22 protein-coding genes are annotated in these 25,803 nt (G+C 49.4%); all 22 read left to right on the top strand.

Annotated elements, in window-relative coordinates; translation table 11 throughout:
* Positions 1-3: 3 nt before the first annotated feature.
* The 22 genes from PJDR2_RS17210 to PJDR2_RS17105 all read left to right on the top strand — a co-directional run bounded on the left by PJDR2_RS17210 (position 4) and on the right by PJDR2_RS17105 (position 25,776).
* Positions 4-4,317 carry a PolC-type DNA polymerase III gene (locus PJDR2_RS17210; RefSeq protein ID WP_015844989.1) on the top strand — a complete coding sequence of 1,438 codons (4,314 nt, stop codon included), beginning with the start codon at positions 4-6 and terminating at the stop codon, positions 4,315-4,317.
* 186 nt (positions 4,318-4,503) lie between these two features.
* Positions 4,504-4,965: a ribosome maturation factor RimP gene (rimP, locus tag PJDR2_RS17205; protein ID WP_015844988.1), complete on the top strand. Its 462-nt coding sequence runs from the start codon at positions 4,504-4,506 to the stop codon at positions 4,963-4,965.
* 37 nt (positions 4,966-5,002) lie between these two features.
* Positions 5,003-6,100 carry a transcription termination factor NusA gene (gene nusA, locus PJDR2_RS17200; RefSeq protein ID WP_015844987.1) on the top strand — a complete coding sequence of 366 codons (1,098 nt, stop codon included), beginning with the start codon at positions 5,003-5,005 and terminating at the stop codon, positions 6,098-6,100.
* A gap of 49 nt (positions 6,101-6,149) precedes the next feature.
* Positions 6,150-6,464, top strand: coding sequence for an RNase P modulator RnpM (rnpM, locus tag PJDR2_RS17195; protein WP_015844986.1), 315 nt, complete (start codon positions 6,150-6,152; stop codon positions 6,462-6,464).
* Positions 6,457-6,807, top strand: coding sequence for a L7Ae/L30e/S12e/Gadd45 family ribosomal protein (locus PJDR2_RS17190; RefSeq protein WP_049790157.1), 351 nt, complete (start codon positions 6,457-6,459; stop codon positions 6,805-6,807). Before rnpM ends, PJDR2_RS17190 begins: the two co-directional genes overlap by 8 nt.
* Positions 6,773-9,607, top strand: a complete 2,835-nt coding sequence (gene infB, locus PJDR2_RS17185) for a translation initiation factor IF-2 (protein ID WP_015844984.1) — start codon at positions 6,773-6,775, stop codon at positions 9,605-9,607. The genes PJDR2_RS17190 and infB overlap by 35 nt, the downstream gene beginning before the upstream one ends.
* 7 nt (positions 9,608-9,614) lie before the next feature.
* Entirely contained in the window at positions 9,615-9,971 is a 357-nt protein-coding gene (gene rbfA / locus PJDR2_RS17180; RefSeq protein ID WP_015844983.1) for a 30S ribosome-binding factor RbfA, read from the top strand.
* Positions 9,968-10,960 (top strand): DHH family phosphoesterase, encoded by a 993-nt coding sequence (locus tag PJDR2_RS33225; protein WP_015844982.1) that lies wholly within the window; start codon positions 9,968-9,970, stop codon positions 10,958-10,960. Before rbfA ends, PJDR2_RS33225 begins: the two co-directional genes overlap by 4 nt.
* Positions 10,961-11,863 carry a tRNA pseudouridine(55) synthase TruB gene (gene truB / locus PJDR2_RS33220; protein WP_015844981.1) on the top strand — a complete coding sequence of 301 codons (903 nt, stop codon included), beginning with the start codon at positions 10,961-10,963 and terminating at the stop codon, positions 11,861-11,863.
* Positions 11,864-11,898: 35 nt separating this feature from the next.
* The gene (locus tag PJDR2_RS17165; protein WP_015844980.1) at positions 11,899-12,846 is read left to right on the top strand and encodes a bifunctional riboflavin kinase/FAD synthetase; all 948 of its coding nucleotides are present in this window, start codon (positions 11,899-11,901) and stop codon (positions 12,844-12,846) included.
* Positions 12,847-13,010: 164 nt separating this feature from the next.
* Positions 13,011-13,280, top strand: coding sequence for a 30S ribosomal protein S15 (gene rpsO / locus PJDR2_RS17160; protein ID WP_015844979.1), 270 nt, complete (start codon positions 13,011-13,013; stop codon positions 13,278-13,280).
* A gap of 234 nt (positions 13,281-13,514) precedes the next feature.
* Positions 13,515-15,596 (top strand): polyribonucleotide nucleotidyltransferase, encoded by a 2,082-nt coding sequence (gene pnp / locus PJDR2_RS17155; RefSeq protein WP_041614358.1) that lies wholly within the window; start codon positions 13,515-13,517, stop codon positions 15,594-15,596.
* Between the two features lie 233 nt (positions 15,597-15,829).
* A complete protein-coding gene (locus PJDR2_RS17150; protein ID WP_015844977.1) occupies positions 15,830-16,828 on the top strand; it encodes a polysaccharide deacetylase family protein in 999 nt (332 codons plus the stop codon).
* 186 nt (positions 16,829-17,014) lie between these two features.
* A complete protein-coding gene (locus tag PJDR2_RS17145; protein WP_015844976.1) occupies positions 17,015-18,280 on the top strand; it encodes a M16 family metallopeptidase in 1,266 nt (421 codons plus the stop codon).
* Entirely contained in the window at positions 18,261-18,704 is a 444-nt protein-coding gene (dut, locus tag PJDR2_RS17140; protein ID WP_015844975.1) for a dUTP diphosphatase, read from the top strand. Before PJDR2_RS17145 ends, dut begins: the two co-directional genes overlap by 20 nt.
* Positions 18,705-18,937: 233 nt before the next feature.
* Positions 18,938-19,834, top strand: coding sequence for a dipicolinate synthase subunit DpsA (gene dpsA / locus PJDR2_RS17135; RefSeq protein ID WP_015844974.1), 897 nt, complete (start codon positions 18,938-18,940; stop codon positions 19,832-19,834).
* Positions 19,834-20,427: a dipicolinate synthase subunit B gene (locus PJDR2_RS17130; RefSeq protein ID WP_015844973.1), complete on the top strand. Its 594-nt coding sequence runs from the start codon at positions 19,834-19,836 to the stop codon at positions 20,425-20,427. Before dpsA ends, PJDR2_RS17130 begins: the two co-directional genes overlap by 1 nt.
* A gap of 231 nt (positions 20,428-20,658) precedes the next feature.
* Positions 20,659-21,861, top strand: coding sequence for an aspartate kinase (gene dapG / locus PJDR2_RS17125; protein ID WP_015844972.1), 1,203 nt, complete (start codon positions 20,659-20,661; stop codon positions 21,859-21,861).
* 54 nt (positions 21,862-21,915) lie between these two features.
* A complete protein-coding gene (gene dapA, locus PJDR2_RS17120; RefSeq protein ID WP_015844971.1) occupies positions 21,916-22,788 on the top strand; it encodes a 4-hydroxy-tetrahydrodipicolinate synthase in 873 nt (290 codons plus the stop codon).
* Between the two features lie 200 nt (positions 22,789-22,988).
* The gene (locus tag PJDR2_RS17115; RefSeq protein WP_015844970.1) at positions 22,989-24,668 is read left to right on the top strand and encodes a ribonuclease J; all 1,680 of its coding nucleotides are present in this window, start codon (positions 22,989-22,991) and stop codon (positions 24,666-24,668) included.
* Between the two features lie 137 nt (positions 24,669-24,805).
* The gene (locus tag PJDR2_RS17110) at positions 24,806-25,549 is read left to right on the top strand and encodes a ClpP family protease (protein ID WP_015844969.1); all 744 of its coding nucleotides are present in this window, start codon (positions 24,806-24,808) and stop codon (positions 25,547-25,549) included.
* Positions 25,549-25,776, top strand: coding sequence for a YlzJ-like family protein (locus PJDR2_RS17105; RefSeq protein ID WP_015844968.1), 228 nt, complete (start codon positions 25,549-25,551; stop codon positions 25,774-25,776). Before PJDR2_RS17110 ends, PJDR2_RS17105 begins: the two co-directional genes overlap by 1 nt.
* Positions 25,777-25,803: the final 27 nt, after the last annotated feature.

The following is a 25,803-nucleotide window of genomic DNA, read 5'->3' as shown; positions in this document are numbered from 1 at the left end:
GCCATGAGCCAAACCGGAGACAACCGGCAGCGCTTTGAGCTGCTTATGCAGCAAGCGGGGCTGCCGCTCGAAATTATAAATTCCTATTACAAAGACGGTTATATCGAACAAGTCATTGTAGGGAAAAGCAACAGAAAATGGACGTTTTGCATTCGCAAAACGTCTTTAGTTCCTTATAAGGCTTTTATGGCCCTTACTCAAGCCGTAAACATGAAGTTCGCGCATATTGCGGAGATTTCTTTTAAGCTTCTTTATGATGATGCCGTTCCTTCGGCAGACATTGCACGAGAATATTGGCCTTTATTCTTGGAATGGGTACAGCAGGAGAATCCATCGGTTAACGGCTGGCTAAGCAAAGCCGGCATGGAACCGACAGACGAAATGATTGTCGTATCGCTGCTGGATGGCATGGGGCTGGAACTGGCGAAGAAGAAGAAGATCGACGAAGCAATCAGCAGCTTTTACGAGAGAACCTTCGCCCGTAACTACCGAGTAAAGCTGGAGGTCGGCGAGCAGGTCAGACAGGATGTTTACGAGGAGTTCCAGCAGAAGCGGGAACAAGCGGAGAGGGAAGCCGTTATCCAGATTATGGAGAGCGTTGCTGAAGCGGGTGAGGCTGACGGTGATGATGAGCCTGTCAAACTGGCGATGGGTTATGACATACGCGATGAGCCTACTCCGCTTATGAACATCCGGGAGGAAGAGAAGAAAGTTACGGTTCAGGGCGCTGTATTTGGCCTCGAGGTGAAGGAACTCCGCAACGGAATGACCTTATTCACCTTTAACGTAACGGACTTCACTGATTCCATGGCGATGAAAATGTTTGCCAAGACGAAGGAAGATGTGAAAATCCTCAGTCTGTTGTCGAATGGCAAATGGGTGAAGGCGCGCGGCAAGGTCGATTACGACCGCTTCATGCAGGAGCCTGAACTTGTGATGATCCCTAATGATCTCCAGGAAATCTCTTCGCCGCCAGACCGTAAAGACAATGCGGAAGAGAAACGCGTTGAATTCCATCTTCATTCCACAATGAGCGCGATGGACGCGGTAACGCCTATCGGCGAGTATGTGAAGATGGCTGCCAAATGGGGCCACAAGGCGATTGCAATCACGGATCACAGCAATATACACTGTTATCCCGAAGCCTTTAAGTCGGCGAAAAAGAATGGTATTCAAGTATTGTTCGGACTGGAAGCCAATGTAGTCAATGATGCGGTGCCGATGGTCTTGAATTCGCGGGAAGCAGCATTGGCAACAGCGGAATACATTGTATTCGATATCGAAACAACGGGCTTATCCATTATTAATAATAAAATTATTGAGCTTGCGGGCGTTAAGATGAGGGAAGGCAAGGAAGTCGATCGTTTCTCTACCTTTATCAATCCGCACGAGAAGATTCCTTATCATATTCAGCAGTTGACCAACATCAATGACGAGATGGTCAAGGATGCGCCGGAGCTTGAACCTAAGCTGCGAGAATTTATTGATTTTATCGGTGATTCCATTCTCGTTGCGCACAACGCCAGGTTCGATATCGGATTTATTCAAGCTAACTTGAAGTCGATAGGCATGCCGGATGTTACGAATCCCGTTCTGGATACGTTGGAACTGGCGAGATTCCTGCATCCAACGATGAAGAATCATAGGCTTAATACATTATCTGCTAAATATAAAGTTTCATTGGATAACCATCACCGCGCCGTTGACGACTCGGTTGCACTAGGCGGCGTATTATTCGGACTTATTAATGACGCGGCGGAACGCAATATTACCGGACTTCATCAATTAAACGATTATGTTGGACTTGATATTTCGAACTCCCGTCCATTCCACTGCAATATTTACGCGTTAAATGCCGCCGGAAAGAAAAATTTGTTCAAGATGGTGTCAATCTCTCATACCGAGCACTTCAAACGGGTTGCTTGTATTCCAAAGAGCAAGCTTGTTGACATGCGTGAAGGCATTCTCGTGATTTCCGGCTGCGAGAAGGGCGAATTCTTCGAGACGGTGCTTAATAAATCTTACGAAGAAGCTCTTGAGGTAGCCCGATTCTACGATGCGCTCGAGATCCAGCCGGTTGACTTCTACATGCATCTTGTCGATAAAGGGCTTGTAGGCAGCCGCGCGGAGATTGAGCAGGCAATGCGCCGTATTTGCGAGATTGGCGATGAACTGGGCAAACCTGTTATCGCAACCGGCAACGTCCATTATTTGAACCCGCGGGACAAGCTGTATCGCGATATCGCGATTCACGGCATTACCGGCTTTAGCCCGCTTAAAGATTTGCGCAAGCCGGATGCGCATCTTCGCACAACCGAAGAGATGCTTCGGGAGTTTGCCTTCCTAGGCGAAGCAAGGGCATATGAAGTAGTCGTGAAGAATACGGTGGAGCTGTCTAACCGGTTCGAGCCATTCGAGATGTTCCCGGATAAGCTGTTTACCCCGATTATCGAAGGGGCAGAAGAGGAAATCCGGAATACATGCTATGATACGGCGAAATCCATGTACGGCGATGATCTACCGCAGGTAGTTATCGACCGTCTTGAGAAGGAACTTGTGCCTATCATCAAATTCGGTTTCTCCGCCAACTACTTAATCTCGGAGAAGCTGGTTAAAAAGTCCAATGCCGACGGATATCTCGTGGGCTCCCGGGGTTCGGTCGGTTCTTCCGTTGTTGCTACTTTCCTTGGCATATCAGAGGTTAATCCGCTGCCAGCGCATTATTTGTGCAAGAACTCGGAATGCCGGCACAGCGAATGGTTCCTTGACGGCAGTGTCCCAAGCGGATTTGACTTGCCGGACAAGAACTGTCCGAATTGCAATTTGCCGATGAAGGGCGAAGGACAGGATATCCCGTTTGAGACCTTCCTTGGTTTTAAGGGCGATAAAGTTCCCGATATCGATCTTAACTTCTCTGGTGAATACCAACCAACGGCGCATAACTTTACTAAGATCATGTTCGGCGACAAATGTGTATTCCGTGCCGGCACAATTGGTACGGTAGCCGAAAAAACCGGATACGGATTCGCGCGTAAGTATGCGGAGGATCACAGTAAAACATGGCGCAGCGCGGAATTGTCTCGTCTTGCTTCGGGTGTAACCGGCGTGAAACGGAGTACAGGCCAGCATCCGGGCGGTATCGTTGTTGTTCCGAACTATATGGAAGTCGAAGACATTACGCCGGTGCAGTTCCCGGCGGATGACGTGAACGCGGAATGGAAGACGACGCATTTCGATTATCACGCCTTTGAAGCCAATTTGCTGAAGCTTGATATTCTGGGGCATGACGATCCGACCATGATGCGGATGCTGCAGGATTTGACGGGAGTAGACCCTACAACGATACCGATGAACGATCCGAAAGTGATGAGCATGTTTAACTCGACCAAAGCGCTGGAAGTATCGCCCGAGAAGATCCGGACGCCGGTTGCGACATACGGAGTACCGGAGATGGGGACGAAGTTCGTTCGCCAGATGCTTCAGGAGACGCAGCCATCATCGTTTGCCGACTTGCTGCAGATTTCGGGATTATCGCATGGTACCGGGGTATGGCTCGGCAATGCGCAGGAACTGATTAAGAAAGGCACTTGTAATATCAAGACCGTTATCGGCTGCCGTGACGATATCATGTTGTATCTGATTTATAAAGCGGGCATGGATGCCGGACTTGCTTTCAAAATTACGGAAAGCGTGCGTAAAGGTAAAGGTCTCACGCCGGAATGGATTGAAGAGATGAAGCGCTGCAAGGTGCCGGCCTGGTACATTGATTCCTGTCTTCGGATTGAATACATGTTCCCGAAGGCGCATGCCGCCGCTTACGTTATTTCCGCGGTGCGGACCGCCTACTTCAAGCTGTATTATCCGATTCATTACTATGCAACGTACTTCTCGGTTCGCGCGGAAGACTTTGATCTCGAGTTGCTCTGTCAAGGCTACGATGCTATTCAGAAGAAGATCATCGAAATCGAGGACAAAGGCTTTAATGCAACAACCAAAGAGAAAAACAGTATTTCCTTGTTGGAAATGGCTCTTGAGATGACAGCACGAGGCTTTTCCTTCAAACCAATTGATTTGTATAGATCCGATGCAACGAAGTTTATTGTTGACGGTGAGACGCTTATTCCTCCGTTCTCGGCTATTGGCGGTATTGGCGAGAATGCGGCGCGTAATATAGCGGCTGCCAAGGATGCCGGCGAATTCTTGTCCATCGAGGATTTCCAGCAAAGATCCAAGGCAAGTAAAACAATTATCGAGGTATTAACCGGTATGGGTTGCTTCCGCGGGCTTCCGGAATCCAACCAGTTGTCGTTGTTCTAAGCATAGGGTGCTAGAAAACATTTCTTGTCACCCCTATGCGGTTATGATATAATTTTTGTGGCAATGATGTGGATAGAGACTTGAAGCAGAGAGTGGGGAAACCCACTCTTTACGTTTTGTAAACGGCTTTTTTGGCATACGAATTGGCCGGTAGAAGGCGTATGAAGAAACAGGAGGTTACACCGATTGAGCACATCCAAAATCAAAACCGTCGTTGAGGCAATGGTTACTCCTTTCCTCGACAGTAATGGATTTGAACTTGTTGATATTGAGTACGTCAAGGAAGGCAGTAACTACTTCCTTCGGGTGTTCGTAGACAAGGAAGGCGGCATCGATATAGACGAATGCGGCAAAGTCAGCGAATTTTTGAGCGAAGAATTGGATAAGAATGATCCGGTCTCCGATGCTTACTTCTTGGAAGTATCATCACCGGGAGCAGAACGTCCGCTTAAAAAGCCGGATGATGTCCGTAAAGCCGTTGGCAAACACGTCTACATAACGACTTACGAGCCCATTGACGGTTCGAAGGAATTTGAAGGACAGCTTACCGCGTTTGACGGCGAACAAGCGACAGTGAAAATCGGCAAGAAAGAGCATGTCATTCCTTATGCCAAGGTCGCGAGCGCTCGTCTTGCGATTGTGTTCTAAATAGCGGTTTATTTTTGAAAGGGGGAACTCCATTCCAATGAGCATGGATTTTATTGAAGCATTGTCGGAAATCGAGAGGGATAAAGGAATTGCAAAGGAAGTGCTGTTAGAAGCGATTGAAGCGGCTTTAATATCGAGCTACAAGCGCAACTTTAATGCAGCGCAGAACGTTCGCGTGGATATTAACCGCCACAGCGGCGTTATTAAAGTATACGCTCGCAAGACGGTTGTAGACGAAGTGCTCGACCCGCGTCTTGAAATTACAGTTGACGCTTCGCGTGAGATTAACCCTCACTACCAGCTCGACGATATCGCGGATATTGAAGTTACTCCTCGTGACTTTGGCCGTATCGCGGCTCAGACGGCGAAGCAGGTCGTTACGCAGCGTATCCGTGAAGCGGAACGCGGTTTGATCTACAACGCTTTTATAGATAAAGAAGAAGATATCGTTAACGGAATCGTGCAGCGCCAGGATACGCGCAACCTGTTTGTTGACTTGGGCAAGGTTGAAGCGGTTCTGCCACTTACCGAGCTGATGCCTACGGACAAATTCAAGCATGGCGACCGTGTTAAGTCGTACATTACGAAAGTAGAGAATACGACCAAGGGGCCGCAAATTATTTTGTCCCGTACTCATCCAGGCCTTCTTAAGCGTCTGTTCGAACTTGAAGTTCCTGAAATCTATGACGGCGTTGTCGAGATCCGTTCCGTTGCCCGCGAGGCCGGCTTCCGTTCGAAGATTGCCGTTTATTCGCGTAACGAAGAGGTTGATCCGGTGGGATCCTGCGTAGGCCCTAAAGGCATGCGCGTTCAAACTATCGTTAACGAGCTTACCGGTGAGAAGATCGATATCGTCCGCTGGTCGGAGAGCGTTGAGGAATACGTGGCGAATGCGCTCAGCCCGTCGAAGGTGCTCGAGGTAATCGTATTCGAACAAGAGAAAATGGCCCGCGTAATCGTACCTGATTACCAGCTGTCTCTTGCGATTGGCATTAAAGGTCAGAATGCGCGCCTTGCCGCGAAGCTGACTGGCTGGAAGATCGATATTAAGAGCGAAACGCAAGCGGAGCAGGAGTATGGCCGTCCGAAAACAACGGCAAGCACCATGCACCAAGATTCCGTTTCTATCGATTAATAGCAGGCTTACATCTTGGGTCCATTAACGGGCAAAGGAGGGGTGTGCGGTGAGACCGAGAAAAGTGCCGCTTCGCAAGTGCGTGGCATGCCAAGAAATGAAGCCAAAGAGAGAACTTATCCGGGTTGTTCGGACACCAAACGAAGAAGTGCTTATAGACCTGACGGGGAAAAAGGCCGGTCGCGGCGCCTATTTATGTGGACAGGTCAGTTGCTTTAAGCTGGCTAAGAAGTCCAAGGCGCTTGACCGGGCATTAAAGCAGGCAGTCGACGCATCGATTTACGACCAGCTTGAACAGGATTTCATAGCGGTAGAGGACGAGTTTCTGGCAGGCAAGGAGCGGGGAAGCGATGAAGATGAATAAAGGCTTGTCTTCGCTCGGAATGGCCATGAGAGCCGGAAAGCTTATTACCGGAGATGAAATTGTGCTCAAGGCGGTTCGTAAGGGTGAAGCGCAGCTCGTCATAATAGCGGGCGATGCTTCACCAAATACGAAGAAGAAGTTTCGCGACAAATGCAACACCTACGGGGTACAGCTCGCCGAAGCATTTGACCGCGATCAGCTTGGAAAGGCCATTGGAAAGCCGGAACGAGTCGTACTGGCGGTAACTGACGCAAAGTTCGGAAAAATGATTGCAGGTCATCTGAGTCAAAATTCGGAGGTGGATAATATTGAGCAAACAACAGGACAATGGCAAGGACAATAAAGATAAAACCCGCGTATACGAATACGCGAAATCGCTAAACATGAGCAGTAAAGAAATTATAACGATTCTTAAACGGCTTAATCTGCCCGTTAATAATCATATGAGTGTCATGGAGAACGAAATGGTTCATAAAGTGGAAGGCTTCTTCCGCGATATTAAGCAAAATGCTGCTGCAAAGCGTGCCCAGGAATCAGGCAGTGCAACCGTATCGGCGGCACCTCAACAACAGGCGCAGAACAGCAAACCGCAGCAGAATCAAACGGTACAAAAAAATCTATCTCAGGACAGACAGGGGCCTATGAATTCTATTAAAACGACATCCGAAACCAACCAATCGCAACAAGAACAACGTCCGCAAAGTCAGCAAGAAACGACAAGCAATACGGCTTCGAGCCAACAAGCTAACCCTACTGCAAGCCAAACTAACTCTACTGCAGGCGGAAGCAGCTCCAGCAATAATAACAGATCGCAGCATAGCGGCAACCGTCAAGGTTCTTACCAAGGCAACCGTCCGCAAGGTCAAGGCGGCCAAGGCGGCAATCGTCCACAAGGCGGCGGCGGTTACAACCGTCCGCAAGGTCAAGGCGGTCAAGGCGGCAATCGTCCGCAAGGCGGCGGCGGTTACAACCGTCCGCAAGGCCAAGGCGGCAATCGTCCGCAAGGCGGCGGATTTAACCGTCCGCAAGGCCAAGGCGGCGCACCGGGCGGCAACCGTCCACAAGGCCAAGGCGGTGCTCCAGGCGGCAACCGTCCGCAAGGTCAAGGCGGCGCACCGGGCGGCAACCGTCCACAAGGCCAAGGCGGCGGACAAAACCGTTCGTTTGATTCGTCGCGTCCGGCACCAACTTCGCGTGGTACAGCAGCAGGTGAATCAAACAACCGTAAAGGCAACAATGCGGTAAACAAGAACAGAACAAATAACACTGGCGGCCAAAAACGTTTCGACGATGGCAAGCCGAACTTTAGAACGAATCCTAACGGCCGTGGCAGAGGCGGCAGAAATAACCGCAACCATTCCCAGCAGCCTCCACGCGAGAAAATCGACAATACGCCTAAGAAAATTATCGTTCGCGGTACGATGACAGTAGGCGATCTGGCGAAGTTGCTTCATAAGGATGCATCTGAAGTTATCAAAAAGCTTATTTCTCTTGGCGTAATGGCGACCATCAACCAAGAGCTGGATATGGACACAATTCTTCTGATTGCACAAGAATTCGGTGTAGAAGTTGAAGTGAAAATTCCGGTTGAAGAAGATACCTTCGAAACCGTAGAAGAAGTGGATGATGAAGCAGATCTGACTACACGTCCACCGGTTGTAACGATTATGGGTCACGTTGACCATGGTAAAACAACCCTTCTTGACGCTATCCGTCATACGAACGTAACCGGCGGCGAAGCTGGCGGCATCACGCAGCATATCGGTGCTTACCAAGTTGAGATCAACCATAAGAAAATTACGTTCCTTGATACGCCTGGTCACGAAGCGTTTACGCTGATGCGCGCACGTGGTGCTCAAGTAACGGATATTACGATTATCGTAGTTGCAGCCGATGACGGCGTTATGCCTCAGACGGTTGAAGCGGTCAACCATGCGAAGGCAGCTGGCGTGCCTATTATCGTAGCGGTTAACAAAATCGATAAACCGGATGCAGATCCTGATAAAATCAAACAGGCGCTGACGGAATATGAATTGGTACCAGAAGAGTGGGGCGGCGATACGATCTTCGTTAACGTATCCGCGAAGCAACGCCTTGGTCTGGAAGAACTGCTCGAGATGATTCTGCTCGTAGCGGAAGTTAATGATTACAAAGCGAATGCAGACAAACGCGCACGCGGTACGGTTATTGAAGCCGAGCTGGATAAAGGTAAAGGTCCGGTAGCACGCGTTCTCGTACAACACGGTTCGCTTAAGATTGGTGATGCTTTCGTTGCCGGCAACTGCTTCGGTCGTGTCCGCGCAATGGTGAACGATAAGGGCCGCCGTATCAAAGAAGCAGGTCCGTCTACTCCAGTTGAGATTACTGGCTTGACAGAAGTACCGCTTGCTGGCGATCCGTTTATGGTATTCGAGGACGAGCGCAAAGCAAGAGCAATTGCTGACCGTCGTTCCATTAAACAACGTCAGTCGGAGCTTGGCGCGAATTCCCGCGTTACGCTTGACGATTTGTTCAAGCATATTCAAGAAGGTGAGATCAAGGATCTCAATATCATTATCAAGTCTGACGTTCAAGGTTCGACGGAAGCCCTTAAAGGCTCTCTTGCGAAGATTGAAATCGAAGGCGTTCGCATCAAGATTATTCACAGCGGCGTAGGCGCGATCACGGAATCCGATATTAACTTGGCGGCGGCTTCCAACGCTATCGTAATCGGTTTTAACGTTCGTCCTGAGCCTCAAGCCGATCTTGCTGCACAGCAGGAGAAAGTGGATGTTCGTCTGCATCGCGTTATTTACAACGTAATCGAAGAGATCGAGCAAGCAATGAAAGGCATGCTGGATCCAATTTTCAAAGAGGTTGTTCAAGGCCAAGCAGAAGTCCGCAACATCTTCAAACTCAGCAAAGTTGGCGCTATCGCCGGATGTATGGTTATCAGCGGCAAAATTACGCGTAACTCTGAAGTTCGTGTCATCCGCAGCGGTATCGTTGTATTCGAAGGTAAAATGGATACAGTTAAACGCTTCAAGGATGATGTAAAAGAAGTTGCTCAAGGCTACGAGTGCGGTATTACGATCGAGCGGTTTAGCGACTTCAAAGAAGGGGATATTATTGAAGCCTTCGTAATGGAGTCCGTAGAGAGGTGATTAACGCATGGCTAAAATTCGTGTAGGACGGGTCGGCGAGCAGATTAAAAAAGAGCTGAGCCAAATTATCCAGACCGAGTTGAAGGATCCTCGCATCGGATTTATTACGGTAACAGGTGTTGAGGCGACAAGCGACCTTTCCCAGGCGCGTGTCTACCTCAGCGTGCTCGGCAGTGAAGAACAGAAAGAAGAAACCCTTAAAGCGCTTGGCAAAGCAAACGGATATCTCCGTTCCGAACTTGGCAAGCGGATGCGTCTCCGTCATACACCGGAGCTGCTGTTCAAGTTCGACAGCAGCATCGAGTATGGTAGCCGCATTGAAGGGCTGCTCGAAGAAATTAACCGTGGGAACAAAGGTCAATGACGGCCGGCGCAGACTACGGGCAACAGCTTGAAGCTGCACTTGCATTTATGCGGGAAGGAGACGACTTCTTGGTCGTCTCCCACGTGCAGCCCGATGGGGATGCAATCAGCTCAACATCGGTTATAGGCTGGATGCTTGATCAATTGGGAAAAACAAAAACGCTGATCAATGAAGGAGAATCTCCTTCACGGCTTAACTACTTACGAGGCTTTGATCAAATCGTCAACTATCGCAAGGAGAAGCCGGGGCAAACGTACACGCATGTTATTGCGGTCGATTGCGCCGATTTTCGGCGTATTGGCGAGGTTTCAGCCTTGTTTGCGCAGGATGCAAAAATACTTAATATCGACCATCACCCAACTAATGACGGGTTTGGAGCCGTTAATGTCATTCGTCCAGACGCAGCAGCTACGGTCGAGATCCTGTTTGATCTGATCGAATTGTCCGGTTTGAACATCGATGAGGCATGCGCAACGGCCATCTATACAGGACTGCTTACGGATACCGGTGGTTTCCGTTATTCCAATACAAGTCCTAAAGTGATGGATGTTGCTTCCCGCATGCTCTCTCTCGGTGCGCCGGGACACCAGCTTGCCGATCATTTGCTTGAAAAAATGACGATGGCTAAGCTGAAGCTTCTTCAGCGCTGCTTGGCGAGATTGACCTTTACGGAGGATCAGCAGATTGGCTGGCTGTATGTAGGCAAGGACGACATGAAAGAAATAGGCGCTGTGCCTGATGATTTGGAAGGGATCGTCAATTACGCGCTTAATATTGACGGCGTGGAAGTCGGGATTCTTTTCAAAGAAACGGAAGATGGCGGAGTTAAGGCAAGTCTTCGATCTGCGGGAAAAGCGGATGTCGCTGCCATTGCTCAAACCTTAGGCGGCGGCGGCCATGTCCGTGCGGCTGGTTGCCGGATGCAAGGGACACTTACAGAAGCGATGCAGGAACTTGTTGAAGCAGTTAGAAAGGCGTTGAATGAATAGATGGACGGAATTATTGCCGTATGGAAGCCTGCCGGTTGGACTTCGCATGATGTAGTGGCGAAAGTACGGCGAATCGTTCGTATGAAGCGTATCGGGCATGCGGGAACTCTTGATCCGATGGTTACCGGCGTCTTGCCGCTATGCCTAGGTAGATCAACAAGAGTGGTTGAATATTTGCAGGAGAGACCTAAAGCCTACGAGGCCGTCATTCAACTCGGTACAGCTACAGATACAGAAGACTTGACGGGGACAGTCCTTGAAGAGCAGACTGGAATTATAGTTACGAGAGAACAGGTGCTGCAGGTATTGCAAAGCTTTGTTGGCGAGATCGATCAGGTTCCTCCGATGTTCTCCGCTGTGAAGGTAGATGGCAAGCGGCTTTATGAGCTCGCTAGGGAAGGCAAGACCGTTGAACGGAAGTCACGCAAAGTGACAATCCATCAGATTGATCTTCTGAACGTGGATCTTGATGCGGATAAACCCCGTTTCGCTTTTTCCGTCATCTGCTCCAAGGGTACGTATATTCGTACGCTATGCGTAGATATCGGCCGTGCGCTTGGCGTTCCGGCTGCGATGGCAGAGCTCACTCGGACGATGTCCGGAGGAATTACCAGAGAGCAATGCGTCACGCTTGAAGAGCTGGAGGAGCTGCAGGCAGCAGGGAAGCTGGAGGAGAAAATGCTTCCGGCTGATATCGCCATTGATCATCTTCAACGGGTTCAAGCAAATGCAGCGGTTACCGAGATGGCACTTCGAGGGCAGAAAATACCGTACAATCGGATGGCCGCTTCCTTCGATTCCAGCAGTCTCGTACGCCTATATGGCGAGAATGATGCTTTTATCGGAATTTTTGAGGCCGATGATCAAGCATCGGCGCTTAAGCCGGTGAAAGTATTTTCCTAACCGGGATTATATAGAGGAATTGCAGGTGTATCAGCATGGAAATTATATCCCTTACTTATCCTTTAACCGAATACCCGGCTTTGCTTAAGAACAAGAAGCTTGCCGTGGCAATCGGACATTTTGACGGTGTTCACCGCGGCCATCGGAACGTGATTACCCAGGCGGTACAAATAGCGAAGGAAACAGGGGCATTGTCTGCCGTTATGACCTTCCTGCCGCATCCGAAAGAGGTTCTTGGGCAAGGCGATCAATATTTCAGCTGCCTAACGCCGCCGGAAGAGAAGCAGGCTTTATTTGCCGAGCTTGGTGTTGACATCATGCTTGTAGTGAAATTTGATCTGACCTTTGCGGCAATCAGTCCGCAGCAGTTTGTAGAGGAAGTATTGCGTCCTCTGCATGCAGAACATGTTATTGTCGGATTTGATTTCACTTTTGGCGCCAAAGGCAAGGGCAACCCGGAAATGATGAGAACGTTAAGCAGTCCCGATATTACCGTTGACATTGTCGAGCCTCTTTACGAGAATGGCGAAAAGGTAAGCAGCACGTATATCCGGGCCGCACTGGAGAAGGGTGACATTGCGCTGGCAACAACTCTTCTTGGCCGCCCTTATGAAGTGGATGGCATCGTTGTACACGGTGACGCGCGCGGAAGAACAATTGGTTTCCCGACAGCCAATGTAGGTTTGTCCAAGCCTTACGTAACCCCTTGTCTTGGGGTATTTGCCATTAAGGCAATGGTGGCAGGGAAGACTTATTACGGCGTGCTTAATCACGGAATGAAGCCAACGTTTAACAAAGAAGAGATCCGTCCCGTACTGGAGGCGCATCTGTTCGATTTTCATCAAGAGATATATGGAGAGCCAATCACGCTGGAGTTCCACTCCTTTATCCGTGCGGAGAAACGTTTTGGCTCCGTACATGAATTAATCGAACAGATTGGGGAAGACGCGAAGCAAACCAAGCAATTCTTTGGTCTATCCTAAGCGGCAGCATTTACTTGCCTTCTTCATTGTGCTATACTAAGTAACGTTGTGGGCGAGAACGGCTTGTCCGGAATCGTACCGCATTTGAACCTTAGCTTGGGAATCTGCTCTCACCGGCGGTTTCGAGGCTAATGGCGATTAACTGAAATAGGAGGTGAACGAGGATGGCAATTACACAAGATCGTAAAACACAACTGATCGAGACTCACAAAACACACGCGAGCGACACGGGTTCCCCGGAAGTTCAAGTGGCTATCCTGACGGAAAACATCGTGAACTTGACGCAACACTTGCGGGAGCACAAGAAAGATCATCATTCCCGCCGTGGTCTGCTCAAGATGGTAGGTCAACGCCGTAAGCTGTTGGCATACCTGAAAAACAAAGATGTTAGACGTTACAGCGCATTGATCGAAAAACTCGGCCTTCGCCGATAGAACATGTTTCATGAAAAGCAACCTGGTTGTCTTGCCGTCCGGGCTACCGGATCCGGCAGAATCGGGTTGCTTTTTGTAATATCAAAAGATTCAGCAGGATATACCAATCCTGTTCTCGAATGTAAAGAAATTCAATGGTTACATATTGCTTCACAATTCTATAAGCACTTGCTTAAGAGGCAAGAATTGCTTCACAATTCTTTTTAGGAGGGAATACGTTTGCAACGAGTAGAGATGTTATTAGGCGGCAGAACGCTTGTGCTGGAAACAGGCCGTTTGGCAAAACAGGCTAATGCGGCAGTAACGGTTCGCTACGGGGATACAGTAGTTCTCTGTACCGTTACCGCTTCGGCTGAGCCCAAAGATTTAGACTTCTTCCCGCTAACGGTTAACTATGAAGAGCGTCTGTACGCTGTAGGTAAAATTCCAGGCGGATTTATTAAACGCGAAGGACGCCCAAGCGAGAAGGCGATTTTGTCGAGCCGTTTGACAGACCGTCCGATTCGCCCACTGTTCCCGGAAGGCTTCCGTAACGATGTACAAGTAGCTAATATCGTAATGAGCGTAGACCAGAACTGCACGCCGGAAATTGCGGCGATGATCGGTACTTCCGCAGCACTGAGCATTTCCGACGTACCATTTAACGGTCCTATCGGCGGCGTAAACGTAGGCCGAGTCAATGGTCAATTCATTATTAACCCGACTGTGGAACAAGAAGCGGAGACTGAAATCTTCGTAACGGTTGCCGGCACAAAAGACGCAATCATGATGGTAGAGGCAGAAGGAAATGAAGTTGCGGAAGATGTGATGCTGGAAGCGATCATGTTCGGGCATGACGAGATCAAGAAAATCGTCGCTATGATCGAAGAGCTGCAAGCCGCTGCGGGCAAACCAAAAATGGAAGTAAAACTTCACGCGGTTAACGCTGAAGTGAATGCCGCCGTTCGTGCCTTTGCTTCGGACAAGCTGGTTGAAGCGATCCGTATTCCGGAGAAGCATGCACGTCAAGATGCGATCGACGCTGTTAACGGTGACACCGTTGCTCATTTTGAAGAAGTGTATGCCGAAACTCCAGAACTTCTTGCCGATGTGAAGGAAGTACTGTATGACATCGTCAAAGAAGAAGTACGCCGATTGATCACTCATGATAAAGTACGTCCTGACGGCCGCGCTCTAGAAGAGATCCGTCCAATTGAGTGTGATGTTGCCTTGCTGCCGCGTACGCACGGCTCCGGCTTGTTCACACGTGGACAAACACAGGCGCTCAGCATCTGTACGCTTGGTGCGCTTGGCGATGTTCAAATCTTGGACGGCATTAGCCCTGAAGAGACGAAACGCTTTATGCATCATTACAACTTCCCGCCTTTCAGCGTGGGCGAAGCCCGTCCTCTGCGTCCTCCTGGCCGCCGCGAGATTGGTCATGGCGCACTTGGCGAACGCGCACTCTCGAAGGTTATTCCATCCGAAACGGAATTCCCTTACACTATCCGTCTAGTTTCCGAAGTTCTCGAATCCAACGGTTCCACTTCACAGGCAAGTATTTGCGCGAGCACGCTGGCTATGATGGATGCAGGCGTACCGATTAAAGCCCCAGTAGCCGGTATCGCAATGGGTCTGATCAAAGACGGAGACCATTTCTCGATCCTGTCCGATATTCAAGGGATGGAAGATCATCTTGGCGACATGGACTTTAAAGTTGCAGGTACAGCCCAAGGTGTTACAGCTATTCAAATGGATATCAAAATTAACGGAATCGACCGTGCGATCTTGTCGCAGGCACTGGAACAAGCCCGTATTGGCCGTATGCACATTCTCGGTAAAATGACTGCCGTTATGTCCCAGTCGCGTTCGAGCCTGTCGCAATACGCTCCCAAGATCCTTACCCTTCGTATCAATCCCGATAAGATCCGTGACGTTATCGGCTCCGGCGGTAAAATCATCAATAAAATTATTGAAGAAACCGGCGTGAAAATCGATATCGAGCAGGATGGTATGGTCTTTATCGCTTCTTCGAACGAAGAGATGAACCAAAAAGCGAAAGCCATCATCGAGGGTATCGTAAAAGAAGTCGTTATTGGCGAGGTTTACCTCGGAACTGTAAAACGGATCGAGAAATTCGGCGCGTTTGTCGAAATTCTCCCGAACAAAGACGGTCTCGTTCACATTTCGCAGCTGTCTACCGAACGCGTAGCGAAGGTAGAAGATGTCGTTGCGATTGGCGATCAGATTACGGTAAAAGTTACGGAAATCGATCAGCAGGGTCGCATTAACCTGTCCCGTAAAGCTGTTCTGACTCCACAAGTTCCAGCGCAGTAATTCTACTGCGCTTCTATAAGCAAGGCAGCAAAGAGCCAGATTTGATCTGTCTCTTTTTGTTTTGCCAAATGCGCAAAATAGGCAGATCCGTGACAGTCTTCTTTTGTTCACCTATAATCTCTATGACATAATCTCGTCCAGCTCCACATACCTATTAGACAAGCGCAGGCGTATGGATAAGCTATGCCTGCATCTGCCATAACTATGGCCTATATCGATAAGTAGGAGCTGGAATGATGCGTATGCGGAATAAAATCATCGGGATTTGTGCTTCCTTTATCGTATTATTTGTTTTTATCCGGCTGAATGTCGGAGGTGTCAGGGATTATATTCAAGCAGTGAAAGAGCAGGATGCAGTTGTCACAGGGGCAGAATCCGCCATTTCCGATGAGGAAAAGGCGAAGTTGCGGGAAACAATAGAAGCAGAGTCCCAGCAGCGCTATGTTGAACCCATTGATGCTCGGATTGACCGGGTGTGGAAAGCGATTCCCGGCTATAACGGTCTCGAAGTGGATGTCGAGAAGACCTATCAACAAACGCTTGCAAGCGGTAATATTTCCCCGATTCAGTATGCATACAAGGAAATCCCTCCGAAAATCTCCTTAAAGGATTTGGGGCCATGGCCGATTTACAAGGGCAATCCGAACAAGAAGATGATCGCGATTATGGTTAATGTCGCTTGGGGCAATGAGTATCTCCCGGCTATATTGGATACCTTCGACAAAGAAAACGTGAAGGCAACCTTTTTTCTGGACGGCTCCTGGCTAAAGAAATATCCTGATGTTGCGAAACAGATTCAGGAACGGGGACATGAAATTTCGAATCATGCGTATTCGCACCCAGATATGAAAACCCTAAATAGAGATTCCCAGTATACGCAAATTTCCCGTACCGAGGATTTGATAAAGGGAACGCTTGGCGCGCAGAACAAATGGTTCGCTCCGCCTTCCGGCTCGTACAATCAGACAACCGTTCAGGTTGCCAGCGAACAAGGTTTAATGACGGTTATGTGGACGATTGATACGGTGGATTGGCGCAAGCCGTCCCCAGATTGGATCATTCAGAAAATTTCCTCCAAGCTGGAGCCAGGTGCCCTGATTCTCATGCATCCAACCGCCTCGTCCAGAGATGCTCTTACTGGCATGATACGTGAAGCGAAGCGTCAGGGATATGCGCTGGGTACGGTCAGCGAAACGCTGTCACCAGAGCGTTTGCCTTCTGCGGTTGAGTAGATTCCCTAAATTTGTTATAGTGAAATCATTCATGTTCGGCTCATGCTTACGAAGCATGAATCACCACAAACGGTTGTTAACCAACCTTTGTGTGGCAATTCATTGGCTTAAGCTTACGAAGCATGAATCACCACAAACGGTTGTTAACCAACCTTTGTGTGGCAATTCATTTTAGGAGGATACCAAGTGAATAAATATACGCTCAGCAATGGCCTCCGCGTCGTTGTGGAATACTTGCCGACATTCCGGTCGGTCTCCTTCGGAATTTGGGTAAAGACTGGATCCCGGAACGAAACCCCCGAGAACAACGGGATTTCCCATTTTGTCGAGCATATGCTGTTCAAAGGCACTAACGGCCGTACAGCAAAAGACATTGCCGATCTGTTTGACGGGATTGGCGGCAACGTAAATGCTTTTACATCCAAGGAATACACCTGCTACTTTGCAAAGGTATTGGATGAGCACCTGCCGATTGCGGTAGATGCGCTTTCGGATATGTTCTTCGAATCAAAGCTAGATGCGGAAGAACTGGCGAAAGAGAAAAACGTAATTCTGGAAGAAATCTCGATGTACGAAGATACGCCGGATGACAAGGTTCATGATGAGGCTTCCCGTGCAGCCTACGGCGATCATCCGCTTGCGTACTCGATTCTTGGACTGGAAGAACGCCTTGCAGCCATGAATTCCGAATCGCTGCGAGGATATATGAATGATACATATACGATTGAAAATACGGTTATCAGCGTAGCCGGTAACGTGGAGGAAACCAAGCTTTTGGCACTCCTCGAGCAATACTTCGGCCGCTTCAAGAACAAAGGAAAGAGCGGTATTGTCACGGCACCAACTTTCCACGGCGATTATGTTTACTTCAAGAAAAAGACCGAGCAGAACCATCTTTGCCTTACATTCCCTGGTTGTTCCAATTCAGACCCGCAGCTGTATGCCATGATTCTGTTGAATAATGCGCTTGGCGGGGGCATGAGCTCAAGGCTGTTCCAGGAAATCCGCGAGAAGCGGGGCCTAGCCTATTCGGTCTATTCGTATCACACGTCTTATGCAGACAGCGGGTTGTTCACGGTTTATGCAGGAACAGCGCCGAAGCAGACGAAAGAAGTGCTTGATCTGACGCTCGAGCAGATGGAAGAGCTTTCGGTGAAAGGTCTTAGCGACGAGGAGCTGCATCGCGGGAAAGAGCAGCTGAAGGGCAGCTTGATCCTGAGCCTTGAAAGCACAAGCAGCAGGATGAACCGCCTTGGCAAAAACGAGTTGATGATCGGAAGACACTTTACGCTAGACGAAATGCTGCAACGCATCGACAATGTCACGATGAAGGATGTGCGGGAAGTAACGGAGCGGATGCTGTCCGTACCGTTTGCCGTTGCCATGGTTGGAACAAACGATAAAGCTGCTGCTCAGATCGGGAGGGATCGTTTTGTTTCAAATTCTATTTAAACGTCAGCCGGGCAATGAAGATATCGCATTGCCCGGCAAAATGTCGGAGTGGGCTGCTGGCTTTGACCTTCAGGCTGCGGTAACCGAGCCTGTCGTGCTTGCGCCAGGGGAGCGCAAGCTGATTCCGACAGGTCTTGCGATGGCGATGCCGCAGCAAGTGGAAGCGCAAATTCGTCCTAGAAGCGGGCTGGCATTCAAGCACGGTATTACCTGCTTGAACTCGCCAGGTACCATTGATGCGGATTACCGCGGCGAAGTTAAGGTTCTGCTCATTAACCTGGGCCAAGAGCCATTCACGATTAACCGCGGCGAACGCATTGCTCAAATGGTCATCCAGCAGCTGCCGGAGATTGCGATCGCCGAAGCGGATGAGCTTCCGGACACTATCCGCGGAGCAGGCGGCTTCGGGCATACCGGCGTGTAAAAATATGATAACGTAAGCAAAGGCACTCCTACGCGAGATACAACTTACCCCACACCTAGACTCCAAAATCAAATTTAATTACTCTGGAAGCGATATGCATACAGGAAAAGCACCAAAACCAGGTTAACCTTGGTTTTGGTGCTTTTTTGCGTTCCTTAATATTGGCTTTCACCATTCTGGGCGCAGGGCATAAGATGGTCTATAACTAGTGCGCAGAAAGGAGTGAAGCCTACATGCTAACAGGCGTTCAAATACTGCTGCTAGGAGGCGATGCGAGACAGCTTGAAGTTATTCGCAAGTTTACCGAGTTGGATGCAACGGTAACGGTGTCCGGCTTTGACGGACTGCATTCTTCCTTGGACGGCGCAGTGCAAGCCGAATTTGACGAGAGCTTGTTTGATGATGTTGATGCACTGCTGCTGCCTGCAGTAGGCACGGACGATAACGGCTTTATTCATGCTGTATTCAGTGACCGCCAGATGCAGTTGGAGGATCGACATATCGCTAGGCTGCCTAAGCATTGCAAGGTGTATGCCGGGATGGCAAAGCCCTATTTAAGGGAGCTTTGCGAGAAGCATCAGATTGGTCTTGTCGAGCTGTTTGACCGGGATGATGTTGCGATCTACAACTCCATTCCGACGGCGGAAGGGGCCATCATGATGGCCATTCAGAATACGGATATTACGATACATGGATCAACAAGCATGGTATTGGGATTTGGCAGAACCGGGTTTACCATGGCCCGGACGTTGCAGAGCTTAGGCGCAAAAGTACTGATTGGCGTAAGGCGGAGCGAGCATTTTGCAAGAGCCGCCGAGATGGGTTTTACGCCGTTTTACACAAGTCAACTCCTCCAAAATACGGGTAATATTGACTTGCTTTTTAATACAATTCCGACTATGATAGTCACAGCGCAAATTATAGCAAATTTGCCTTCGCGAACCGTTATTATTGACCTTGCTACTAAGCCTGGCGGAACTGATTTCCGCTTCGCCGAGAAGAGAGGCATTAAAGCGATACTCGCGCCCGGACTCCCCGGTATCGTCGCACCTAAAACAGCTGGACGAATCATAGCGGATTGCTTGACTCAGTTGATTACGGACGATTCGATAAAGCGGGGGAATGGGTAATGGATTGGACTGGGAAAACAGTCGGGTATGCGCTGTCTGGCTCGCACTGTACGTTGGCTGAAATTATGCCTGAAATTAAGCGGTTTGTGGATGCTGGCGCAAATGTGGTGCCAATCGTATCGCAAACCATTATGACAACAGACACGCGATTCGGATCGTCTGAGGAATGGCAGACGCAGCTGAAGGCGATAACCGGTAACGAAATTATTTCGACGATTGTGCAGGCTGAACCGCTTGGTCCGGCGAAGCTTTTCGATGTGCTTCTGATCGCGCCATGTACGGGCAGCACAACCAGCAGACTCGCTAACGCGATTACCGATAGTGCCGTGCTCATGGCGGCGAAAGCCCAAATGCGCAATTTAAGGCCTCTCGTGCTTGCGATCTCAACAAACGATGGTCTCGGGCTGAACGCTTCTAATATCGCAAAGCTGTTAGTAGCTAAAAATATTTATTTTGTGCCGTTTGGCCAGGATAACCCGGCACAAAAACCAAACTCGCTTGTGGCGAGAATGGATCTGGCACTGGAAGCATGCGAAGCAGCCTTGCAGGGGAAACAACTGCAGCCGTTACTGATTGAGCGGTTTAACTATTAAAATGCTCTTATAGGTGTATCATCTATTACAAGCAGGCGGCGACGTATTCGGGACGCTGGCGATTCAGCCGGCATCCTTGGATTCGATTACGCCGCTTGTTTTGCCTTCATTCGTCCAAATTGAAATGGTTCGACTAGTGCCACAAAAACAACTACGATCGGGAAGATGTCTGCCATCGGTTAGGCTTATCCGTTCAGACATCTTTGTATCGGTTACGGAGGAAAGACAGCAATGCGCATCCTGGTACAAAAGTTCGGGGGCACTTCACTTTCGACCGATCATGCTAGAAGCTATTGTCTTCAACATATTGCAAGAGAGCTCGCAAATGGTTACAGCGTAGTGGTCGTTGTCTCGGCAATGGGGCGTTCAGGGGATCCGTACGCTACGGACACTCTGCTTCAGCTCATCCGCAACAACGGCGACAAGCTGCCGGCGCGGGAGCGGGATATGCTGCTGGGCTGCGGAGAGATTATTTCGGCCGCGGCGTTATGCAGCTTGCTTTGCTCTGAAGGTATACCATCCGTCGTATTAAACGGCGGCCAAGCAGGAATTATTACGGATGATCAATACGGCCATGCCCGGATTAAGGAGCTGCGTCCCGAGAGGGTTTTGCAGCATTTGCGGGACGAGAAGGTCGTAATTGTAACGGGTTTTCAAGGAAGTACCGAAAGCGGCGATATGACAACGCTTGGGCGGGGCGGAAGCGACACTTCGGCAACAGCGCTTGGTGCCGCGCTTCGTGCGGAAATGGTAGACATTTATACGGATGTTAACGGGATATTGACGGCAGATCCCCGCATAGTGGAAGATGCAAAGCCGCTCCAGGTTGTAAGCTATGCAGAGATCTGCAATATGGCCCGCCAAGGAGCGAAAGTCATTCATCCGCGTGCCGTAGAGATTGCGCAACAAGCAAGAATACCGGTTAGGGTACGATCCACCTTCTCCATGGAAGAAGGGACTCTCGTCTCCGATGCGGCATTTACTCCGGTAACTGACCGTCAGGCAACGGGGATTGCGCATGTATCTGGAGTTACGCAGATTACGGTTAAAGCAATCGAAGGCAGAAGCGACGTGCAGCTTCAGGTTTTCCAGACGATGGCAAAGCATCATATCAGCGTTGATTTTATCAATGTGACGCCAAGCGGAGCGGTTTACACCGTATTCGACCAGGATGCTGACCGGGCAGTATCGGTTCTTCAGGAATGCGGATACGATCCTCTCGCTATCCGCGGATGCGCAAAGGTGTCCGTCATAGGCGGCGGCATGAACGGCGTGCCGGGCGTTATGGCCCGCATCGTGGAAGCCTTAACCGAGGAAGGTATTACAATCATGCAATCCGCCGACTCCAATACAACGATTTGGGTATTGGTGAAGGCTGAGGATATGGTGAAGGCCGTCAGGGCGCTTCATGCGAAGTTTGAACTTCATATATAGTTGAGAGAATTTGATGCGCTTACGAAGTGAAGTACTTTTCAGGAGGTCATAACAATGGATTTTGGTAGATTAATTACTGCAATGGTCACACCTTTTGATGAAAATGGTCAAATTGACTGGGACACGACCGGTCGTTTGATCGATTATTTGATTGAAGAACAGCAAAGCGACACGCTTGTTGTATCTGGCACCACGGGTGAATCCCCGACTTTGACGGAAGAAGAGAAAGCGGAATTGTTCCGTTATGCTGTAAAGCATGCTGCCGGTCGTTGCAAAATTATTGCCGGTACCGGGAGCAACAATACAGCGCATTCGATTCATTTGACAAAGGTTGCGGAAGATGCCGGTGTAGACGGAGTGCTTCTGGTTGCTCCGTACTACAACAAGCCGAATCAAGAAGGTTTGTATCAACATTTCAAAGCAATCGCTGAATCTACCAAATTACCTGTCATGCTCTACAACGTTCCAGGCCGTACAGGTATTAATATTTCCGTAGAAACCACACTCCGCCTTGCAGAACTGGATAATGTGGTAGCAACTAAAGATTGCGCGTCCTCCGATCAATTGTCGCAGATTATTGCCGCAGCTCCGGATAGCTTCCGGGTATACAGCGGCGATGACAGCGCAACGCTGCCGACTCTTGCGATTGGCGGTTACGGCATTGTAAGTGTGGCCAGCCACATTATCGGCACGAAAATGAAGCAGCTTATCGAATCGTACCTGAGCGGCGATGTGAAGCAGGCAGCTAAGCTTCACGCGGAATGTTACCCGGTGTTCAAAGGCTTGTTTGAATGTCCTCATCCGGTTCCTAATCCGGTTGCTGTTAAATACGCGCTTGAACTGCGCGGCATGCCTGTAGGCGGCGTTAGACTTCCGCTTGTTGCAGCCAGCGAAGCCGAGGCGGCTTTTATTAGCAAGCTGGTTTAATATAATTCTAGTTTGACCCGATAAGCAGGCGGAGAGTTATCTCCGGCCTGCTTATTTGCGTTCAAGAGTGGACAAGCGGACGGTTGTTTCACCTTGTTTTCCGTCTTTTTCATCATGTATAATGAGGTCAAGTGAAATGGACGGAAAATTCATACAATTGGCTGGAACGGAGAATGGCTTCATTCGAAGGAGGTAAGCACTTGTCGAAGAAAAATCAGGATAAGCTGCTCGTATTTGCCCTTGGCGGAGTTGGCGAAATTGGCAAGAACATGTATGTTATTCAGTATTCGAACGATATTGTCATCGTGGATGCGGGCCTTAAGTTCCCCGAAGAAGATATGCTGGGGATCGATATTGTTATTCCTGATATCTCCTATTTGACGGAAAATCGGGATAAAGTCAGAGGGATTTTAATTACGCACGGTCATGAAGACCATATCGGCGGTCTGTCCTACGTATTGAGGCAGCTGAATGTACCCGTATACGGAACAAAGCTGACTTTAGGCCTGATTGAAGGGAAGCTGAAAGAAGCAGGTCTGCTTGGCGAGACTAAACGGATCGTGATCGATGCGGATTCCGAAGTGCAGCTCGGGACGATCCAGGCAAGCTTTTTCAAGACGAATCATAGTATACCTGACTCTATAGGCGTTGCGCTTGATACGCCGGAAGGGACCATTGTGCATACCGGCGACTTCAAATTCGACTATACGCCGGTGAATGGGCAATACGCGGATTTGCAACGGATGGCGGAGATCGGTAAAAAAGGCGTGTTGGCCCTCTTGTCGGATAGTACAAATGCAGAAAGACCCGGATTTACGCCATCGGAGAAAAACGTCGGGGAAGAGCTTGAAGATATATTCCATAAATCGTCTCAACGTGTGGTTGTGGCAACCTTCGCTTCAAACGTGCATCGGATTCAGCAGGTGATCAACGCCGCAATTGCAACGAAGCGGTATGTGGCTGTTGTCGGGCGCAGTATGGTTAATGTCGTTACGATTGCATCGGATCTTGGTTATCTGCACATCCCGGAAGGTATGATTATTGAGCCCGAGGAAGTGAACAAGCTGGCAGCCGATCGAGTCGTAATCCTGTGCACGGGCAGCCAGGGCGAGCCAATGTCTGCCTTAACGAGGATGGCACGGTCGACTCATCGCAAGGTTGATATTTTGCCTGGGGATACCGTTATCATTGCCGCTACGCCAATACCGGGAAATGAGCGTTATGTGGGCAGAACGGTAGATGAGCTGTTCCGCTTGGGTGCCCATGTCATTTACGGCCCCGGATCCATATCGGGAGTCCATGTGTCGGGTCACGGAAGCCAGGAAGAATTAAAGCTGATGCTAAACCTTATCAAACCGAAGTATTTTATACCGATTCATGGAGAGTACCGGATGCTAAGGCAGCATGCTCAGCTTGGAGAAGCCGTGGGCATTGAACGCAGTCATATTTTCGTCATTGAAAACGGGGAAACCGTTGAGTTTCAAGGCGGTCTTGCCCGTAAAGGTTCCAAGGTGCAAGCTGGCAATATTCTGATTGACGGGCTTGGAGTCGGAGATGTCGGCAATATAGTTCTGCGGGATCGCAAGCTGCTATCCCAGGACGGCATTCTTGTTGTCGTTGTTACACTGAGCAAGCAGGATGGAGGATCTATTGTTTCCGGTCCGGATATCATCTCGCGCGGCTTTGTATACGTGCGTGAATCGGAAGGACTGCTAGATGAAGCAAACAAGATTGTAACTTCAACGCTCAATAAATTGATGCATGATAAGGTAAACGAATGGGCTTCACTCAAAACGAATGTAAAAGATGCCCTCGGGCGCTTCTTATATGAACAGACGAGACGACGGCCAATGATTCTTCCGATTATCATGGAGGTATAATGAACTTAAAAAGAACGTTCCGTAAAGGAGTGATCGAGCTCCTGGAGGAACGTTCTTTTTTGCTTATGAAAACCGTATAAATTCGTCATTCCACCTCATACTATGACGAGCGTTTACGTTAATGAGGGGGAGCAAATATGAATTACATGAACGAAGATCAGCCGCAGCAGCCGGATCCGGCAGAGAGTGAGAAAAAGAAGCAAAATTCAATCGTGGAAACGATTCAGCAATTAGGGCAAACGACAACTCCCGCATCGGAATCGAATATTTTCTGCATGACGATCATCGGGCAGGTGGAAGGCCATATCGTCCTGCCGCCGCAAAATAAAACAACCAAGTATGAGCATCTCATTCCTCAGCTTGTCGCCGCGGAGCAAAATTCGAAAATCGAAGGCATTCTGATCGTACTCAATACGGTTGGCGGCGACGTAGAAGCGGGTCTTGCCATTGCCGAGATGATCTCATCCTTGTCCAAGCCAACGGTTACGCTGGTGCTTGGCGGCGGCCATTCCATTGGCGTTCCGATTGCGGTAGCGGGCAACATGTCCTTTATTGCAGCGACAGCCACCATGACGATTCATCCGATCCGTCTGAACGGGCTTGTAATTGGAGTGCCTCAAACGTTCGAATATTTGGATAAAATGCAAGAGCGCATCCTAAAGTTTGTAACCATGCACTCTAATGTTACGGAAGAAAAATTTAAAGAGCTGATGTTCAAGACCGGTGAACTGACAAGGGATATCGGTACTACCGTTATCGGTTCGGACGCGGTAAAATACGGGCTGATTGACGCCGTAGGCGGGTTAGGGGATGCGCTTAGGGAGCTTAACAGCCGAATAGCCGAGCGTAAGCCGGCAGCGCAGACTGGGGTGTACAACTAATGACGCTCTATACGATTATGCCTCTTGAGAATGTCCTTGACGGCATACACGGAGAACCCGAACCTTCCCAGGAAGTATGGGTCAACGGCGTATTTATGCAGGTTCAGCCCGTAGCGGCGGGAATGGGGAAAATCGTCCGCCTGCTTCATTGCAGCCTCGATGATTACTTGAAGCCGGAGCTGGCTCCGGGTAATTTCGTCATGTTCGGACAACCTCCCGTGTCGTAAAAATACGCACAAAGGTTCTTATGTCCA

The organism is Paenibacillus sp. JDR-2 (assembly GCF_000023585.1).
In the GTDB taxonomy this organism is placed as follows: Bacteria; Bacillota; Bacilli; order Paenibacillales; family Paenibacillaceae; genus Pristimantibacillus.
Note: the sequence above shows the minus strand (reverse complement) of the source record. Positions and strands in the feature narration are given on the sequence as shown.